The 17,677-nt window shown below is 50.8% G+C and carries 16 protein-coding genes; 15 read left to right on the top strand and 1 reads right to left on the bottom strand.

Annotation, left to right across the window (positions count from 1 at the left end):
• Positions 1 to 431 precede the first annotated feature (431 nt).
• Genes lipA through E3J62_06965 form a run of 11 tightly spaced genes read left to right on the top strand, consistent with a single transcriptional unit; the run spans position 432 to position 9,920 of the window.
• Positions 432 to 1,298: a lipoyl synthase gene (gene lipA, locus E3J62_07015; GenBank protein TET45628.1), complete on the top strand. Its 867-nt coding sequence runs from the start codon at positions 432 to 434 to the stop codon at positions 1,296 to 1,298.
• Positions 1,291 to 2,037 carry a type I methionyl aminopeptidase gene (gene map / locus E3J62_07010; GenBank protein TET45627.1) on the top strand — a complete coding sequence of 249 codons (747 nt, stop codon included), beginning with the start codon at positions 1,291 to 1,293 and terminating at the stop codon, positions 2,035 to 2,037. The genes lipA and map overlap by 8 nt, the downstream gene beginning before the upstream one ends.
• Positions 2,034 to 3,464, top strand: a complete 1,431-nt coding sequence (locus E3J62_07005) for a CCA tRNA nucleotidyltransferase (GenBank protein TET45626.1) — start codon at positions 2,034 to 2,036, stop codon at positions 3,462 to 3,464. Before map ends, E3J62_07005 begins: the two co-directional genes overlap by 4 nt.
• A complete protein-coding gene (gene hypE / locus E3J62_07000; protein TET45629.1) occupies positions 3,451 to 4,461 on the top strand; it encodes a hydrogenase expression/formation protein HypE in 1,011 nt (336 codons plus the stop codon). The genes E3J62_07005 and hypE overlap by 14 nt, the downstream gene beginning before the upstream one ends.
• Positions 4,462 to 4,809 carry a hydrogenase maturation nickel metallochaperone HypA gene (gene hypA, locus E3J62_06995; GenBank protein ID TET45625.1) on the top strand — a complete coding sequence of 116 codons (348 nt, stop codon included), beginning with the start codon at positions 4,462 to 4,464 and terminating at the stop codon, positions 4,807 to 4,809.
• A 3-nt stretch (positions 4,810 to 4,812) separates the two neighbouring features.
• Positions 4,813 to 5,475, top strand: coding sequence for a hydrogenase nickel incorporation protein HypB (hypB, locus tag E3J62_06990; GenBank protein TET45624.1), 663 nt, complete (start codon positions 4,813 to 4,815; stop codon positions 5,473 to 5,475).
• Between the two features lie 8 nt (positions 5,476 to 5,483).
• Entirely contained in the window at positions 5,484 to 7,778 is a 2,295-nt protein-coding gene (gene hypF / locus E3J62_06985) for a carbamoyltransferase HypF (GenBank protein ID TET45623.1), read from the top strand.
• A 10-nt stretch (positions 7,779 to 7,788) separates the two neighbouring features.
• Positions 7,789 to 8,013, top strand: a complete 225-nt coding sequence (locus tag E3J62_06980) for a HypC/HybG/HupF family hydrogenase formation chaperone (protein ID TET45622.1) — start codon at positions 7,789 to 7,791, stop codon at positions 8,011 to 8,013.
• A gap of 1 nt (position 8,014) precedes the next feature.
• A complete protein-coding gene (gene hypD, locus E3J62_06975; GenBank protein TET45621.1) occupies positions 8,015 to 9,106 on the top strand; it encodes a hydrogenase formation protein HypD in 1,092 nt (363 codons plus the stop codon).
• 9 nt (positions 9,107 to 9,115) lie between these two features.
• Positions 9,116 to 9,358 (top strand): hypothetical protein, encoded by a 243-nt coding sequence (locus E3J62_06970; protein TET45620.1) that lies wholly within the window; start codon positions 9,116 to 9,118, stop codon positions 9,356 to 9,358.
• A 31-nt stretch (positions 9,359 to 9,389) separates the two neighbouring features.
• The gene (locus E3J62_06965) at positions 9,390 to 9,920 is read left to right on the top strand and encodes an RNA polymerase sigma factor (protein TET45619.1); all 531 of its coding nucleotides are present in this window, start codon (positions 9,390 to 9,392) and stop codon (positions 9,918 to 9,920) included.
• A gap of 221 nt (positions 9,921 to 10,141) precedes the next feature.
• Here E3J62_06965 and E3J62_06960 read toward each other — a convergent pair whose 3' ends face one another.
• A complete protein-coding gene (locus tag E3J62_06960; GenBank protein TET45618.1) occupies positions 10,142 to 11,794 on the bottom strand; it encodes a hypothetical protein in 1,653 nt (550 codons plus the stop codon).
• 900 nt (positions 11,795 to 12,694) lie between these two features.
• Between E3J62_06960 and E3J62_06955 the strand changes: the two genes are divergently transcribed.
• From E3J62_06955 to E3J62_06940, 4 genes are all read left to right on the top strand, one after another.
• Positions 12,695 to 13,255: a hypothetical protein gene (locus E3J62_06955; GenBank protein TET45617.1), complete on the top strand. Its 561-nt coding sequence runs from the start codon at positions 12,695 to 12,697 to the stop codon at positions 13,253 to 13,255.
• Positions 13,236 to 14,312, top strand: a complete 1,077-nt coding sequence (locus E3J62_06950; GenBank protein ID TET45616.1) for a polymer-forming cytoskeletal protein — start codon at positions 13,236 to 13,238, stop codon at positions 14,310 to 14,312. The genes E3J62_06955 and E3J62_06950 overlap by 20 nt, the downstream gene beginning before the upstream one ends.
• Before the next feature lie 95 nt (positions 14,313 to 14,407).
• Positions 14,408 to 16,657 (top strand): signal peptide peptidase SppA, encoded by a 2,250-nt coding sequence (gene sppA, locus E3J62_06945; protein ID TET45615.1) that lies wholly within the window; start codon positions 14,408 to 14,410, stop codon positions 16,655 to 16,657.
• A gap of 11 nt (positions 16,658 to 16,668) precedes the next feature.
• Entirely contained in the window at positions 16,669 to 17,448 is a 780-nt protein-coding gene (locus tag E3J62_06940; GenBank protein ID TET45614.1) for a hypothetical protein, read from the top strand.
• The last annotated feature ends 229 nt before the right edge of the window (positions 17,449 to 17,677 follow it).

Here is a 17,677-nt window from a genome sequence, read left to right as displayed (position 1 = left end):
CTCGAAGTACAGGCTGTGTCTCTATGACGAATACTGACAAGAAACGAATTGTCATTCTGAGTGAAACGAAGAATCTGCTTTTGCTGTTAGTAGTTTGGAGTTCCCAATTTCTGAAAAGTTCAAAAGTGCGTGCCTGTCCCCCGGACTCATACACTCGAAACACGAAAATCGAAAATGGAAGATCGAAAATCGAGGAGTCTAGATGGTCTCGAAGGACAGGCTCTGTCTCAATGACGAATACTGACAAGAAATCAATTGTCATCCTGCCTGCCCCGTTTCTCGCGAAGCGAGACACACGGGGAGTGAAACGAAGAATCTGCTTTTGGGAGATTGTTCGGCTGACGCCAGACTCCGCCTGGCGTCGCTTTTCTGCCTATTTCGTTTGATTTTCCGTGGGGCTGGTGCTATATTGTAAAGCTGTTATGTCAGGAATGAAGATACCGGAGTGGATAAAGAGGAAGAGGCCGGACAAGGCCTCGCTTTCGGCAATGAAGTCACTGCTGAGGAGCCATGGCCTGCACACAGTCTGCGAGGAGGCCAAGTGCCCCAATGTAGGCGAATGCTTTGGTAAGGGGACTGCGACATTCCTGGTAATGGGGGATGTCTGCACACGAAACTGTTCTTTCTGCGGAGTGAAGCACGGTAAGCCAGTTCCATTGGACGAAGACGAACCAGAAAGGGTTGCGCAGGTCGCATCGCATCTTAATCTGAAACACGTGGTCCTGACCTCTGTTTCCAGAGATGACCTTGATGATGGGGGCGCTTCCCATTTTGTAAACGTGATAAAAAGTGTTCGTTCTGCGCTTCCTGAATCCACTGTAGAGGTTCTGGTGCCCGACTTCAACGGAGAGAAAGAACCGCTACGGAAAGTTATACGGGCAAAGCCCGATGTCGTAAACCACAATGTAGAAACTGTGCCCCAACTCTACTCATCAGTCAGAAACAAGGCCAGCTACTCTCGGTCTCTCGAGCTTCTTGGTCAGATAGGTGAACTCGACTCCTCAATTGTGGCCAAGAGCGGACTGATGGTCGGCCTGGGAGAAACGGCAAGGCAGGTGAAGGATGTGATGATAGACTTGAGGACGTGCGGTGTGTCAGTCTTGACCGTGGGCCAGTATTTGAGGCCTCCCGGGAAAAGCCTTCGTGTGAAGAAGTACTACACCCCCGAGGAGTTTGAGGAGTTTGAGGAGTTTGGATACGGACTGGGGTTTGGACACGTCGCCTCTGATGCTTTTGTTCGGAGCTCATTTCATGCTGAAGAGTCTGTTCGAAAACTGAAGGATAGTAACAGTGATTGAACTGAAGAGCAAAGAAGAGGTTGAAGAGATAAGAAAGGCCTGCCGCATAGTTGCTGAAACGCTGCAGATACTCAAGGAATCATGCAAGTCAGGGATAACGACAAAGGAACTGGATGCTGTCGCGGAAGCTCACATAAGAGAACGGGGCGGTTATCCAGCATTCCTCGGGTATAGGGGCTATCCCGCCGCCCTCTGCGCGTCGGTAAACGATGGCATCATACACGGCATACCCGACGACAGGAAGCTCAAAGAAGGAGACATAGTTTCCTTTGACATAGGAGTCAAGCTAAACGGTTTCCATGGTGATGCAGCCCTAACCGGCTCGGTAGGTTCGATAGACACCGAAGCGGAGAAACTCATGAGAGTTACAGAAGAAGCTCTCTTCAAAGGTCTGGAGCAGGCGAAGGTGGGGAACAGACTCCTCGATATATCTCACGCTATACAGAATCATGCTGAGGCAAATTCGTTCTCTGTGGTCAGGCAGTTTGTTGGTCACGGCATAGGGAGGGAGCTTCACGAAGAACCTCAGATACCAAACTTCGGGAAGCCTCACCGCGGACCGCGGCTTGTTGAGGGCATGGTTCTCTGCATAGAGCCAATGGTCAATCAGGGCACATCGGAAGTGAAGATACTTGAAGATGGATGGACCGCACTCACTGCTGATGGGAAGCTCTCCGCCCACTTTGAGCACTGTGTGGCGATTACAAAGTCAGGCCCGGACATACTGACAAGAGCATGAACATCAAATCCCTTGCTCAAAAACTAGAATCACTTCCCATGGGAGCTGTTCTCGAAGCAGCAGAAAAGAAAAGAGTCTACCTCGTGGGAGGACCAATAAGAGACTTCTTTCTGAAGAGAGAATACAATGATATTGACCTGGCTGTGGAAGGTGACGCTGTTGGAGTTGCCAGGAAGTTCGCCTCCAAAGTCAAAGGTCGTTTCATCCCTCTCGATGCAGAGCTGGATGAGTCGAGAGTTGTAGCTGGAGACTACACTTATGATTTTACAGGCTTTCCCAAAGGATGTCTTTTGCCAGACCTCGAGAGAAGAGACTTCACCATCAACTCTGTGGCAGTAGATTTGAGAGAACTTCTCGAAGGCGAAGGTGTAGTGATAGATCCGTTCGGGGGTCTCTCCGACCTGGGAAAGAAGGTCTTGAGAGCTACGTCAAAGAACTCATTCAGGGAGGATCCACTCCGTGTCCTCAGAGCATTCAGATTTGCTGCAGAACTCGGCTTCGAGATTGAGAAGACGACTCTCAAAGCCGCGACAAGAGAACGGGTACTTCTCAAGGGAGTTGCCGCGGAGAGAATTTCTTATGAAGTCATGCTCATCTTTTCACAGGTTAACTCATACGGTTCTCTGTCGCTGATGGCGGAAGCTTCAGTCCTGTGCACTGTTTTCCCGCAGCTGGAACCGACAAAAGGGGTTGCTCAAAACAAACTTCATCCTCTCGATGTCTTTGATCATTCCTTGAGAACGTACCAGGAGATGGAGAATGTGGTCAATCACCTGAGCTCGACCCCTTTCGCCCCGTTCACGGGCATCGTAAATGAGTACCTTTACTCTCTTCCCAACAAAAGCGCTCTTCTGAAGATGGCCGGTCTTTTGCACGACATCGCAAAGCCGGAAACGCTCCAGCCGGGCGAGGACCAGAGGCTTCACTTCTATGGACACGACAGAACCGGTGCAGAGAAGATTGAGGAGTTTGCCCTGAAAGGCCTTCGAATGAGCAAGAAGGAAGCAAAGACGCTCTTTGTCCTCATCAAGAATCACATGTGGCCCCACTTACTTGCAGGTCAGGATGAGGTAACAGAGAGGGCGATAAGGAAGTTCTTCAGACAACTCGGGGATGAAGCAATCGGGGTCCTGGTTCTTGCGTGGGCAGACTCGCTTGCCTCGGTGGGTCCGGAGAAGTCTTCACAGCCACTTTCTACGACAATTGACGGGATTCTCCACTTCTACACGGAGAGAAAAGAAGAAGTAGTTCCTCCCCCACTGATTACGGGCAAAGATCTGATTGGAATTCTCGGACTCACCCCGGGCCCAATCTTCGGTAAGATCCTCAAAGAGGTTGAAAATGAGAGGGATGAGGGGAAGGTGCAAACAAAAACTGATGCCATTGAGACTGCAAGGAGAATCGCGGCCGAATATGGGAAGTCCTGAGATACTCTTGGGGCACGGGAGTGGCGGCAAGCTGACGAAGGATCTGGTGGATCAGGTCTTTGTGGGTTCGTTTGACAACCCCTGGCTTTCAACCTTGACTGACGCAGCACTGCTCGATCTTGAAGGCCAAAAAGTTGCCTTCACAACAGACTCGTATGTGGTGAGGCCCATATTCTTCAGTGGGGGAGACCTGGGAAAGCTTGCAGTGTGCGGGACTGTGAATGACCTTTGTGTCATGGGAGCAAAGCCTCTGTTCATCACGTGCGGATTCATCATTGAAGAAGGATATGAGATTGAGTCTCTCAAAAGAATAGTCAATTCCATGAAGAAGGCCGCAGAAGAGGCTGGAGTGGCGATTGTGGCAGGGGACACCAAGGTGGTGGAAAAAGGGAGTGGAGACGGGGTCTTTTTGAACACCTCAGGTGTTGGAGTCGTCTCCTCTGGTATAGATCTTCGGAGAGAGAGGGTGAAGCCCGGAGACTCCATATTGATAAATGGTACGGTTGGAGATCACGGGATGGCTGTTTTAATGAGCAGAGAGCGGTTTGGCTTTGAGGCTTCGATAGAGAGCGATTGCGCATCACTGAACACATTGATTTCTGGTATATTGTCTTCTGGAGCGGACATAAAGTTCATGAGGGACGCTACGAGGGGCGGTCTCGCAACAATATTGAACGAGCTTGCCTCTGGCATGGGGTTTGGTGTTCTGGTCGACGAGGAGAAGATACCTGTGAGGGAAGAGGTGAAGGCGTTGTGTGAGATTCTGGGCATGGATTCACTCTACGTTGCCAACGAAGGCAAGGTGGTGGTGGTTTGTGGGAGCGCGGACAAGGAGAAGGTGCTGAAGGCGATGAGAAAGCATCCTCTTGGCGAAAAGGCAGAGGTGGTTGGAGAAATCGTGAAGGAACCGGCCTCTTTGGTCATGGCCAGAACCGAAATAGGAAGCAGGAGAATACTTGATTTGCTGGTCGATGACCAGCTTCCAAGGATTTGCTAGGTGCACGAACTCTCGATAGTAGAGAACATAGTAAAAGTGGTTTGCGATAAACTCGAGGAGGTGGGAGCAGACTCAAGAGTCTCCAACGTGAGACTGAAAGTTGGAAAGATGTCGACGGCTGTTCCGGATTGCTTGCAGTTCTATTTCGAGTTTCTGAAGAAGGATACGCCACTTGAGTCTGCCAGTCTTGATATAGTGGAGGTTCCTGTGAGGGGGAGGTGCAAGCAGTGCGGAAAAGAGTTCGAAATAGGAGAACCTGTATTTCTTTGCCCATCCTGTTCATCCTTCAACATCGAGATAACCGCTGGACGTGAATTGTTAGTCGAATCCATTGATGTGGAGGAATAGAGAATGGAGATAAAAGTTCTCGAGGAAGTGCTTGCAGCGAACGAATTAATAGCCCGGGAGATAAACGCCCTGCTTTCAGAAAACGGGATCTTTGGAGTGAACATGATGTCATCGCCCGGTTCTGGAAAAACTACAATACTGGAGAAGACGATAGAGGCGCTCATGCCAGAGGTGAATGTGGGGGTGATTGCCGGTGATGTGGCCACGACACGCGATGCGGAAAGGTTGTCAGAGCACAATGCAAGTGTGGTTCAGATAGACACAGACACTTTTGGTGGCGCGTGCCACCTGGAAGCTCAGTGGGTAAAGAGGGCCTTGCCGACTTTTGATCTTAAGAAGCTGGATGTGCTCTTCATAGAGAATATTGGTAATCTTATATGCCCTTCAGGATACAATCTGGGCGAGCACATAAAGGTGGTTGTGGTGAGTGTGACAGAGGGAGAGGATAAGCCGATAAAATATCCGGCTATGTTCAGTATGGCGCACGCGGTTCTCGTCAATAAGATAGACCTTCTTCCCCATCTGGATTTTGACATTGTTAAGTTGCGGGGACACATAAATAACGTTGCTGCAAATTCCAAAGTTTTCGAAGTTTCAGCCAGATCTGACGAGGGAATGGACAAATGGGTTGAGTGGCTGAAGCTCCGGGTGAAAGAGTTCAAGTAAGGACAATAATGAAAGAATCCCTCAAGGAAAAAGAAAGAAGGATTGTGGAGATAACCGGTATTGTCCAGGGTGTGGGCTTCAGGCCGGCTGTATATCGGCTTGCGAAGGAACACCACTTGAAAGGGTTCGTTCGGAATGACAGTAGGGGCGTGACGATAGACATAGAAGGCGATGCGGGAGAGCTTTCAAAGTTCATTGATGGGCTTGAAGGAAGACTCCCCCCCCGCGCTTCCATACAGACGATTGAGGTGAGATCACTCAATCCGGCGGGCTACGGGGAATTCAAGATAGATATGAGCAAGGAAGAGAAGGAAAAGACTTCTCTGGTGTCACCAGACATTGCCACTTGCAGCGATTGTCTTGGTGAGCTTCTTGATGAGAAGGATAGAAGGTTTCGCTACCCGTTCATAAACTGCACCAACTGCGGCCCAAGGTTCACCATAGTTAAGGACATCCCATACGATAGAGAAAAGACGACCATGAGCGAATTCATGATGTGCCAGGACTGTGCCCGGGAATATGAAAACCCAGAAAAGAGAAGATTCCATGCTCAGCCCAACGCGTGCCATATGTGTGGGCCGCAGGTCTTTCTGGAAGATGGCGCAGGGAGTTCAAGGAGCCTGAAGGGAGAGAAGGCGATACGCGCAGCGGTTCAGCGTTTGAGGGAGGGGGAGATAGTCGCTGTGAAGGGGCTGGGAGGGTTTCATTTCGCCTGCGATGCTTTGAACAGCGGAGCTGTGGAGAGGTTGAGGGGGAGGAAATACAGAGAGGACAAGCCGTTCGCCCTTATGGCCGCTAACATACAAGCAATACAGGAAGACTGCTATGTGAGCGAATTTGAAAGGAGACTTCTGGAGTCACCAGCGAGACCGATAGTCCTTTTGAGGAGGCGGAAGGATTCAAAGATAGCGGCGGACGCCGCTCCGGGGCAGAAGTATCTGGGCTTCATGCTTCCTTACACGCCGCTTCATCACCTCCTTCTCAAGGAATCGGGGTTAGTTCTGGTGATGACGAGCGGGAATCTGTCGGATGAGCCCATATCGTATGACAACCCGGAAGCCAGACAGAGGCTCAAGACAATAGCGGACCATTTTCTACTCCACAACAGGGAGATAGAGACAAGGTGTGATGATAGTGTGACAAGGGAATTGAACGGAAGCGAGTTCATCATAAGAAGGAGCAGGGGATACAGCCCCAACCCGATAACTCTCCCCTTCGAGGTCAAGAAACACATCCTGTCCTGCGGCGCGGAACTGAAAAACACCTTCTGTGTGGCAAGAGACCAGCATGCCTTCGTAAGCCACCACATCGGCGATTTGAAAAATGTGGAGACCTTTGAAAGCTTCACCCAGGGGATAGAACACTACTCGAACCTTTTCTCTGTCAACCCCCAGGTGATAGCCTACGATCTTCATCCTGACTATCTGTCCACGAAATACGCTAAAGGTCTGGATGGGCTTTCAATGTTTGGCATTCAGCACCATCACGCTCACATTGCAGCGGTCATGGCTGAAAACGGGATTGAAGGAGAAGTGATAGGTGTGGCCCTCGACGGGACAGGTTATGGCGAGGACGGTAACATATGGGGATGCGAGTTCATGGTAGCAGACTACAAGGGTTACAAAAGGGTCGGCCATCTCGATTATGTGCCGATGCCTGGAGGCGATTCAGCAATAGCGGAGCCTTACAGGATGGCGGTCTCACACCTGTATGGAGCTTACGGGGATGATATGTTCGACCTTGGAATTGATCTCTTCCAGAGGCAGGACTTGAAAAGAATTGAGATGCTCGTAGACATGATAAAAAAGGGGTTCAATTCACCACTCGTCTCCAGTGCCGGAAGGCTCTTTGACGCTGTCTCATCAATCCTTGGCATAAGGGACTCGATAAACTACGAGGGCCAGGCTGCAGTGGAACTGGAGATGGCGGCTGCTGAGTCGAATGAAGGTTCCTACTCCTATGAGATCTCAGGTAAGGAGAACGGATGGATAGTCGATACCGCACCGACGATAAGGGCGATAGTTGATGATTATATTAAAGGTGTCCCAGTTGAGAAGATTTCGGACATTTTTCATAATACAATGGCTGAGATAGTGCTTGATTTGTGCTGGAGAATAAGAGGCTCGTGGAAACTGGACAGGGTTGCTTTGAGCGGGGGCGTCTTTCAGAATATGTTTCTCCTCTCAAAGGTCTATCCCATGTTGACAGATGAAGGTTTCAAGGTTTATGTTCATCATCAGGTGCCAACCAATGATGGGGGTATCTCTTTGGGGCAGGTGGCGGTGACCAACTCGAATCTGTAAGAGGCAAAGAATGTGCCTGGGCATACCAGCTAAGATTACAAAGATAGAGGGCAGCAAAGCAGAAGGTGAGATAGGTGGCCTGAAGAGGGAAGTGGACCTCTCTATTATTGAGGGCGTCAAGATCGGAGACTATGTGATACTCCATGCAGGATTTGCAATAGAGAAGCTGGATGAGAAGGAAGCTGAGGAAACTCTGCAGCTCCTGCGGGAGATTTCAGAGTCGATGGGAGAATGAATTGATATATGTGGATGAATTCAGGGACAAAGAAGCTGTCCGCGGGCTGGCCAGAAAAATAGTCAAGATTGCGGATGGCAAACGTCTCACGTTCATGGAGGTATGTGGGACGCACACAATGTCTGCTGCTAGATACGGCATAAGAAACATCCTGCCTGAAAATGTGAAGTTGCTTTCTGGACCCGGTTGTCCCGTCTGTGTCACCCCCAACTCCTATCTGGACAGGGCAATGGCGATCTCACGGCTCCATCAATCAATCATTGTCACCTTCGGAGACATGTTCCGGGTTCCAGGGTCGAGCTCTTCCCTGGCCAGGGAGAAATCACAGGGCGGTGATATAAGGATAGTTTACTCAGCCCTGGACTCGCTCAGCATCGCAAGAGAAAATCGAGACAGGAAGGTCGTTTTTCTAGGAATAGGCTTTGAGACCACAGCTCCAACCGTGGCTGCCACGATTCTTGCAGCACAGCGCGAAGGTCTTGACAATTTTTTCGTACTGTGCGGACATAAGACGATCCCGAATGCCATGAAAATGCTTGTTGATAGTCCAGAACTGAACGTCAGTGGATTCATCTGTCCTGGGCATGTGAGCGCCATAATAGGTTCACGGAGCTATGAGCCTCTGGCCACAGAGTACAGAGTTCCTTGTGTGGTAGCAGGGTTTGAGCCGACCGATATCCTTCAGGCTATATACATGCTGGCAAAACAGGTGAAAGAGGAGCGCGCGTCTGTGGAAAACCAGTATAGCAGGGTGGTGGCAGAAGATGGGAATACAAAGGCCATTTCTGTAATGGAGGGAGTGTTTGGGACAAAGGACGCGGAGTGGCGCGGGATCGGAGTCGTATCGCAGAGCGGCCTTTCCATAGGAGAAAAGTTCTCAGCCTTCGACGCTGAATCGAACATAGAAGTAGAAGTAGAAAGAACAAAGGAATTCCCGGGCTGTATATGTGGCCAAATACTGAGGGGGGTTAAAACTCCTCTTCAGTGCAAACTGTTTGGCAAAGAGTGCACGCCTGTAGAGCCGAAAGGCGCGTGCATGGTTTCCTCTGAGGGCACTTGCGCTGCTTACTACAAGTACCCACAGCTTCCGTAGAGGCGTAGTATGGCTCAGACGACGAACGTGAAATTCTACTCCGGGTCAAAGGGAGACGAGAAGCCTTCAAGCATACTGGTGGACGGCAAGGAGAAGATGATTGTCCACATATGTGAACAGGCAGTGGAGGAAGACATAAGCACAGGAGAGAGAACAAGAACATTCAGAGTCAGGACAGAGGATGGGGCGTCCTTTGTTGTCCGGCAGATGGGTGAGGGTTGGACTGTCAGCCCGTTGGCCAGGACGGATTAGATGGGCTGAATCTACAAGGGAGAGTTGATAGTTGCCTTCCGACGAGGCCGCTCTCATAAGGAGTGTGCTGGAAGGGAGCCAGAGGGCTTACAGAAAGCTCATGTCGCTCCACAAGCTCAGAGTGTACAACCTGATTCTTGGAATAGTGGGCAATGAAGATGACGCGGCTGACCTGACGCAGGAGACATTCATAAAGGCGTTCAGGTCACTTCACAGGTTTAACCCCGATTACCCCTTCCGTTCCTGGGTTATCAGAATAGCCTCTAATTGCTGCATGGATTTCTTCCGTCAAAAGAAGTATGAGACAGTATCCATGGAAGATGTAGAAATAGTAGAGCCTGCGGCGGGGCCGGGGGAGAGATTCGAGAGAAAAGGGACAAGGATTCGGATTGAAGAGGCGATTCAGACTCTACCGGAGAACCTGAGAGCCGCCATATTGCTAAGATACAAAGAGGGTCTGTCGTATCAAGAAATATCAGAAGTTCTGGACGTACCCATGGGGACAGTGAAAACATGGATAAGAAGGGGCCGGGAAATCCTGAAATCCACCCTGAAACCCTGATTCCAAAATAGAAGATAGAAAACGAAATACGGCCACGCAATCCGGGCTTGTGCCAGATTGCTTCGCATGCCCTGAGCTTGTCGAAGGGTTGCGCGCAGACAGAGCACTGGCGCGCCGAGCAAGCTCGGCTACTCCAAACCCCTCTGGAGTAGCGCAACTTGTTGCGCGCATGACAGAACACTGGTGCGCCGAGCACATAAGGTTGTGTGTGGTGGGATTAGTTACCTGATAAGCAGCAGCTTCTCGGGTGGGACTTGGTGTGCTGAATTGACCTTTGCAAAATACACACCACTCCCTACGTCCTTACCGTTCATGTCCTTTCCATCCCATGTCACTGCGCTGCTGTTGTTCTCAATTTCAAGCCTTCGAATAAGCCTGCCCGTCGCATCATGTATTGCCAGCAAAACATCTGGATCTTGTGTTCCCTCTGTGTATCTCTGTGGTGAAATTCTAATGGTTGTGGAGTGGCGGAATGGATTGGGGATACAACTAATGCGTTGAGAAGGTTGAACAGGCGATTTCAGGACATGCTCTTCATCAATGCCCGTTCCGGTATACTTGCATACCCAGACTGTATGCCTGGGAGTGCTTGCTGCGTAGTTGGAAAGCATCACTTCGTCTTTTCCATCTCCATCAACGTCACCAGCAGATGCAACCCTCCAACCGGGCTCCGCAAAGGCGCTGTCCCCCTTGATCCAAGCATCTGGTATAGTGTCCATGCCAATGCCAGCTAGCCAGACATAGACAGCCCCTAGGCGACCGGACTCAGCATGCGCTCCAGCAATGACATCGTGTACACCGTCCCCATCTATGTCTCCAGCCCCTGAGGTTGGTCCAAGGGAACTCGTATCTGTCTGGCCGTGCATCCAGACATCCGGAATGCTATCCATAGGGTCTCCGCCGAAAAGAACATACACCTTGCCGGGACTCCAAAAAGGAAATCCTCGAGGCCAGAATTGAGTTCCGGCAATGACAAAATCGTGGGTGTACGTGTTCTCGGCGATGCTTACTCCATCCCATCCGAGATGCTGTCCAACACCCTCCCCATACATAGCTGCGTCATAGGTTGTGTCCATCGGATCACCACCATAGTAGACGTATACCCTCCCTCCTTCGAAGTATTTCTCACTGTTTACCCACGCACCAACCACTATCTCATCGTATCCATCACTATTCACATCGCCACCGCTTCCCACAGTCATGCCAAACCCCTCTGCCCCATGGCCCCTTAGCGTGATATCGGGGAGATTATCGAGCAGTGGCCCCCCGTAGAAAACGTATGCAGCACCTTTACCGCTATCTTTGTAGTAGTCGGAAGCTACTACATCACAGTACCCATCCCCGTTCACATCACCTGTGGAAACATCGGACGCAAAATCTGACCCGGTAGGCGGCTCCCAGAGCACAAGGTCGACAATTGTGTCCATGGGATTACCGCCAAAGTATATGTCAATGTTTCCAGGCCCGTAAGGAAGGCCTACTACAATATCGGAGAAACTGTCACCATTCACGTCACCGCCGGCAAGTCTCGCCCAAGGAGAACCACCCCAATAGGTATCCTTGAGAATGAAGTCAGGAATTGTATCCATCGGGCTGCCACCAAGAAAAACGAAGGTCATGCACCGCCAGCCCAAAGGGGGATTGTACTCCCAGCCTGCTGCAGCAATGTCATCGTAACCGTCGCCGTTGACGTCTCCGGCACCACAAATCGCCTCTCCAAAGATGACTATGCTATCTGGTTCCAAGTCGTTGTAGGTCTTCTTGAACAGTATTTCTAGATTGTACAGTTCCTCAGCATTGAGGGTTTGCCCTGACATGATCACGAGTCCTACCGCAAGAAGAAGCAAGGCGATATGTCTGACAGAGTGATTCATACACGCACCCTTTGCTGTGGGTCTATTTCTCACATATTATGCGACAATTGGGCGTGGTTTTCAATGGGCATCTATGGTAGGCAGTTGTAGGGGCGTCGTTTCGGCGCCCGTCTTGATGTTCCTGTTTTGGTGGGTTTGCAGTAGTGGCGTATTGCAGTACGCCCCTACCTGGAACTTTGTCACTCTGAGCCCATCAAAGGGCGAAGAGTCTGCTTTTTGGTTTGCGTGAAGGCGCATTTGCGGAACGACATTCCACAAGCAGATTCTTCGCCTCCGGCTCAGAATGACATCTGTATTTGCGAGATTGCTTCGTCGTCGTTCGACAGGCTCACGACTCCTCGCAATGACAATTTGTTTGGCGTAAGCGTTTGTTGTAGGGGCGCGGCGTGTCCTCCGAAGCCACGAAGCCCGTGGCCAGACGTAGTCAAGGAGGGCGAAGTTTGGGCGAAGGAGGGTTTCCGCGCCCGTCTGGTTGGGGAGGGAGACCCTGCCCCTACTACCGAAAATCGAAAGTAGAAGATCGAAAAGAAAACGTGGAACCACGAGATTACACGAGATTTACACAGATTTGAACCACATCCTCATGGCCGAACCCTGACCAGAGAATAATCTTGTGATAATCCTTGCCCTCCGAAGCCACGAAGGGCGAAGGAGGGTGTGTTAATCTGTGGTTCCAGAGGTTTTTGGCTGTAAGAAGGTGAGAGCATGGATTTTTTGGGAGAAGATCGGCTTTTTTGAAACATTTGGCCTCTGTTTTCCGTATTTGAAGATGAGAAAGGAAAAGGAGGTCGAGATGCTTAACAAAATTCGGAGTTTCGCGGTGGCCATGGTTGGAGGAGCAGCGTTTGTGGCAGCAGAGTTCATCCTGATTCGAATGGCGGTGTTGTAGGAGGTCTCGAGTTGGAACGACTTTGTGATAAGATCGATGCGTATGAGGATGGGGAGCTTACTGGTGAAGAAGGGGTACTCTTCGAGAAGCACATGGAGAGCTGCCCTCTTTGCCGCAGAGAACTGGACTGGCTCAGGAGTCTTAACACGCTCTTTTCCAAGATGCCCGTCAAAAGGCCACCGAGAGGTATTGAACAGGCTGTACTCACCGCTCTGGGATTTGAAAGGAAGCCAGTCTGGACCGGTGTTCTTGGCTGGGCAACCTCCGGCATTGTCGGTGCTTGGATTGTTCTGCTCGGTTTCTTGGTCAGAGAGGCAGCGCTCAAATCCATAACTCCAACCGCAAAGGGTCTTGCTGGTATACCTTCCCTCTTTGAGGCGCTGGGTCATGGGTTGCATGCAGCTCTGAACCTGCTGAAGCCTGTCGGATTGGTGCTAACCGCGCTTGTTAAGGCTACAAGCTATGTACCGGTTTCTGGCATTGCTGTTCTTGCAGTCGCAGTCGGTCTTATGGCCGCTTTTGGTATTTGGTACACGACGAGGGAGGTCGGCTATGCGCGCGCGAAAATTTAGAATCGCGGTGTTTTCAACTCTATTTGTCCTGCTCACGGCAGTGAGCCTGTTCGGATCCCACAGCCAGGGGCATGACATCGCCTCGGTCAAGGCGGGTCCGGACACCGAGGAGACAGGTTCCGAGATGGTGGTCCGCTCTGAAGACCTGGTGAGAATGGGTGAAAGCATCCTTGTCAAAGAGAATGAGATAATAGACGGTGACGTCGTCTCCATAGGCGGCAGCATCACAATGAAGGGCATGGCAAAGGGTGATGTGGTATGTATAGGAGGAACACTCAGGATCAGCGGCACGGTAGAGGGTGATGCAGTGTGTATCGGTGGGGCTCTGATTCTGGATTCCACGGCCGTTGTGAAAGGAGATGTAGTCAGCGTCTTCGGGAGTATCCAACGGCATGACGATGCAGTGGTCAAGGGTGAATCGGTCTCAGTAGGTTTCGGATCTTGGGGTTCAGGTTTCCCCTGGAGCGCTACCGGCGGCATCGGTTGTTTCAGGTCTTCCCCGGGGTTTGCTTTCCTGGCAAAACTGGGTCGCTTCTTGGCCGTTCTGGTTATAGTGGTTCTGGTAGTGACATTCCTGGCGAAACCCACGGACAGGCTGGAGACTGCTACAACCAAAAGCTTCTGGAGATGCTTTCTGACCGGGCTCCTTGGGGAAGTTCTGATTGTCCCGAGTATCGTCCTTCTTGCTGTCAGTGTGGTAGGAATTATCTTGATACCCTTCGCAATTGTTGCGCTCATCGTAGCGTTCTTCTTCGGCCTTGCCGGTATCTCACTTCTGGTGGGGAACCTTTTCTTCAGCAGATTCAAGAGCCACAAGGTTCATCCTGTAGCCGCGTCTGCAATGGGTGTCCTTCTCATCTACGTCCTTTCGCTGCTTGCCGGTCTCCTGGGCCTCGTCTTGATTCCAGCTGGTATTGGGGTTGGCGTACTGGGGAAGATCGCGATCTGGGTAGCCTGGACGACTGGATTGGGTGCCGTCATACTCACAAGATTCGGAACGAGGCTGCCAGCAGTGCTCAATTCAGAAGCCTCTAGTGAGGTCGTGGAAACTACTTGACAGTCCCTCCACCAAAACCTACATTACATGGGTAGCGCAGCTGTCCCGCACAATGCGGGACAGGAGCGCCATGTTGTACATAAAGGAGGTGGCACATGAGGCTGGTGTTGTGTCTAGTCGTGCTTCTGTCTGCTGGTTCGGTTTTGTCTCAGGATTACACAGTGACATCGGTGGCAACTTCTGACGATGCTCTTGCAGTATTCGCCAATCCAGCGGGCCTTGCTGCCGGAAGGGCGCCAAACCTGGCACTGCTTTATACACAGGATATAGACACTTTGAGAAGATTCGGTATAGCGGCAGCCACTCCTATAATGGGATTCGGATACAGCTACTGGAGTAAGGGTCAGGAAAGGAGCGCGTTTTCTTATTGTACAAGTTTGAAGGTGGGCAGTTCCACTTCGTTTGGCATGAGGGGAAGATGGATGAACCTGGTGCCGGGAAGGTATTTCGCGATTGATCTTGGTGTTCTCATCAGACCGATCAAGTACATATCGCTGGGTGCGGTTGCAAACAATGTGAACAGGCCTGGAATAGGTGCTGTCACCTATGATAGGAATTACAGGGTGGGGCTGGGCTTAAGGCCGATGACAGACAGGGTTACCCTGTTCGGTCAGTGGAGTGGGAAGGAAGGCGAAGACATGGAAGGGTCTCACTATGAGTTCGGAGCGGAGGTGGAGCCTCTGGACGGAGTGGTGCTCAAAGGAACAATTGACAGAGATATGACTTTTAGGACTGGCCTATCCATTAACTTCCTTAACTCCAGCGTGGGATATGTGAGAACCGTTGATACGGCGAATGGCTTGAAAGAGAACGGCGCGCATGTCGCGTTTTCTCTGGACAGAAACAGGACAATACTTGCCAGGGGTGGTGGGATCGCGGAGGTCAGAATAGAGGGTAGGATTGAGGACGCGCCACCTGGATTCAGCCTCTTCGGGGGCTCTGCAAAAAGCCTTCAGAGAATCCGTGCACAGCTGAGGAAAGCAAGGGAAGACAGAACGGTTAAGGCCGTGCTTCTGAACATAAAGAGCTTCTCCGCTGGGATGGGGACCACCTACGAACTGAGAAGAGAAATCGAAGACCTCAGGTCCGCAGGCAAGAAGGTGGTTGCTTATCTTGAAGAGGGAGGTATGGACCTGGCAGTATATCTTGCTTCTGCTGCGGACAGAGTGGTTGCCTGCCCGAGCAGCCAGATTATCGTGAAAGGTCCTTACGCTCAGGTTATGATGCTCAAAGGATTTCTGGACAAAATAGGTGTGGAAGCAGATATGATCAGGGCAGGGAAGTATAAGTCTGCTGTTGAACCGCTCACCCGGGAGGAACTCTCTGAGGAGGCAAGAGAACAGGTCCAGGACCTGGTTGACGGTATGTTTGTGGAGATCACTGAGAAGATCGCCACTGCGCGAAAGATATCAACAGACAAGATGGAAGAGATTCTCGACCGGGCCGCAATGTGGCCTGAGCAGGCGAAGAGGTTTGGCCTCATCGACCACATTGGATATTATGATGATGCCAAGCTGGTAGTTGCGGAACTCCTGGGAAAGAAGGAAGATAATCCCGATAGGGTCAAGACAGCAGGCATGCGGAGAAGAATCTATCGGAGCTACTCCTGGACAAAGCCTCCGAAAGTGGCAGTACTCCTGGCGTCAGGGGAGATTGTCACGGGTCGAAGCCACACCGACTTCCTTTTCGGTTCACAATATATGGGTTCTGAAACAATCGTTCGGCAGTTGAGAAGACTGAGGGGCGACGGGTCGGTGAAGGCAATAGTCCTCAGAGTAGACAGCCCTGGAGGAGATGGTCTCGCTTCTGATCTCATATGGAGAGAGGTTGAGAAGGTCAAGAAGAGTGGAAAACCAATTGTGGTGTCAATGTCGGACCTGGCAGCCTCTGGAGGCTATTATATCTCATGCGGTGCAAACAAGATTATTGCCGATCCAACCACTATCACCGGTTCAATTGGTGTCTTTGGCGGGAAGGCCGTGCTGGCGGGGACATACGAGAAACTGGGGATAAACCCTGAAACGATCAAGAGTGCTGAGCATTCAGATGCCTTCTCCCCTGCGAGGAGGTTCACAGAGGAGGAGAGACGGCTTTTTCAGGAGCATATTGACCACTTCTATGACGACTTCGTTGCCAAGGTTTCTGAAGGCAGGGGTCTTGACAAGAGTAAGGTGTATGAGATGGCGCAGGGGAAGGTGTATACAGGAAGAAAAGCGAAGATGCTCGGGCTTGTCGATGAGATAGGCACACTTCAAGATGCTATCGATACAGCAGCGAAGATGGCAGGCATCAAGGGGAAGCCTCATGTAGTCTATGTTTCGCCGGCAAGAGGCTTCTTCTATTGATTGTCTCTTAAATGATTGTCTACGGCATATACGGCTTATTGTTTCTGGCAGGAGTGGCAACCTTGGTGTTCCTGAGCGTGGGCAGGGTTGCTGAGGGTGGACTTAAGATGGAGCTGCCCCATTTTCTTCTCGTGTTTGCGGGAATCTGGGTTCTCCTCATGGTTCTCCTGGCACCAAGCACTGTTCTGATTATGCTTGCAGTTGGATTCATCGGTGTCGTTCTGGTTCCTTTAGCCATCTTCCTCATGATAAGGAACGAGGTCATAAGGCGGACGTGGAAGAGAAAGAAAGAAGTGGCTGAGGTGGCCAAGTTTACCAGGACGGTAAAGAAGAATCCTGGCAATGTTGTAGGCCACATGGGTCTGGCCAGAGTGTTTGAACGATATGATAGATATCTGCAAGCGGCACAAGAATACCATATTGCAGCCGAGATGTTTCCCGGACAGGAGTCCGGATACAGGGATAGGCTGGCGGAAAAGGAAGAACTGATGAGGCGGATGTTTGCCATTGAGCAGAAGAAAAAAACAAACATTTGTTCTCAGTGCCAGGCAAGGAATAGACCCCAACAGAGACGATGTTCTCTGTGTGGCTACAATCTTTACAAGAACGCGTTTGAGTGGGCATGGAAGAATACCAGCATGGGATCGAAGATTAGCGGCGCTTTAGTAGTTGCGATCTCGCTATTATACCTTATATGGGTTCCTCTCACCTATTCTCTGGTCCTGATGGTAATGTGGCTTGCAGTTATTGTCTACTTCTCGCTGCCGGTGGAGCCCTTTATTTCAGACTGAAGATCAAAATCGGAGATGGTAGAACTAAAATCGCCTTGTTCCTCCTTTGTCCCTCGCAATTCGTACCTCGTACTTTGTTTAGGCCGCACTCTTGTATTCCTGTCATCCCGAGTCCCCTTGAGTTTGCCCGGAAGGCTGAAGAAGGGCCAGACACGAGACTTCTTTTTTCTTGCGTGTCGCCGCAATACAATAATGTCAGTGTTTCGCAAATACGAAATGTCAGGTAGAC

The organism is candidate division TA06 bacterium (genome assembly GCA_004376575.1).
Lineage (GTDB): Bacteria > Hydrothermota > DG-26 > E44-bin18 > E44-bin18 > E44-bin18.
The sequence above is the reverse complement of the archived record's forward strand: the minus strand, read 5'-3'. Positions and strand labels throughout refer to the sequence as shown.

Coding starts and splice junctions, on each gene's coding strand:
- lipA (TET45628.1), top strand. CDS start 432: ATGAAGATACCGGAGTGGATAAAGAGGAAGAGGCCGGACAAGGCCTCG.
- E3J62_07005 (TET45626.1), top strand. CDS start 2,034: ATGAACATCAAATCCCTTGCTCAAAAACTAGAATCACTTCCCATGGGA.
- hypE (TET45629.1), top strand. CDS start 3,451: ATGGGAAGTCCTGAGATACTCTTGGGGCACGGGAGTGGCGGCAAGCTG.
- hypB (TET45624.1), top strand. CDS start 4,813: ATGGAGATAAAAGTTCTCGAGGAAGTGCTTGCAGCGAACGAATTAATA.
- hypF (TET45623.1), top strand. CDS start 5,484: ATGAAAGAATCCCTCAAGGAAAAAGAAAGAAGGATTGTGGAGATAACC.
- E3J62_06980 (TET45622.1), top strand. CDS start 7,789: ATGTGCCTGGGCATACCAGCTAAGATTACAAAGATAGAGGGCAGCAAA.
- E3J62_06970 (TET45620.1), top strand. CDS start 9,116: ATGGCTCAGACGACGAACGTGAAATTCTACTCCGGGTCAAAGGGAGAC.
- E3J62_06960 (TET45618.1), bottom strand. CDS start 11,794: ATGAATCACTCTGTCAGACATATCGCCTTGCTTCTTCTTGCGGTAGGA.
- E3J62_06950 (TET45616.1), top strand. CDS start 13,236: ATGCGCGCGCGAAAATTTAGAATCGCGGTGTTTTCAACTCTATTTGTC.
- sppA (TET45615.1), top strand. CDS start 14,408: ATGAGGCTGGTGTTGTGTCTAGTCGTGCTTCTGTCTGCTGGTTCGGTT.
- E3J62_06940 (TET45614.1), top strand. CDS start 16,669: ATGATTGTCTACGGCATATACGGCTTATTGTTTCTGGCAGGAGTGGCA.